Raw genomic sequence first — 232 nt, 5'->3', positions numbered from 1 at the left:
GCTTCAGGATACGGAGAATACATCTTCGGCAATCCGGTTGCCGACAGCCTGCGCCGCTGGCGCATCAAACCGATACCGAAAATCTTAGACAAAGCCAAAGCCCTTTACGAAAAACACGGCGAAGCCATTGAAAAAATGGCAGACGAGCAAAGGGATTTCGACGAAATCCGCAAAGCTTTTCCCGATTTTGAAGAGCTTGACGGCGATTATTATGATGTTGCCGACGAAGACT

1 protein-coding gene is annotated in these 232 nt (G+C 48.7%); it reads left to right on the top strand.

Going from position 1 to position 232, the window contains the following annotated elements; translation table 11 throughout:
* Window positions 1-232, top strand: a 232-nt coding sequence (locus ACTHSP_RS24195; protein WP_440347244.1) for a DMP19 family protein, incomplete at both ends; no start/stop codon positions are given.

The sequence above is a fragment of the Neisseria sp. P0001.S005 genome (genome assembly GCF_051963715.1).
This window is presented reverse-complemented; position numbering and strand designations above follow the sequence as displayed.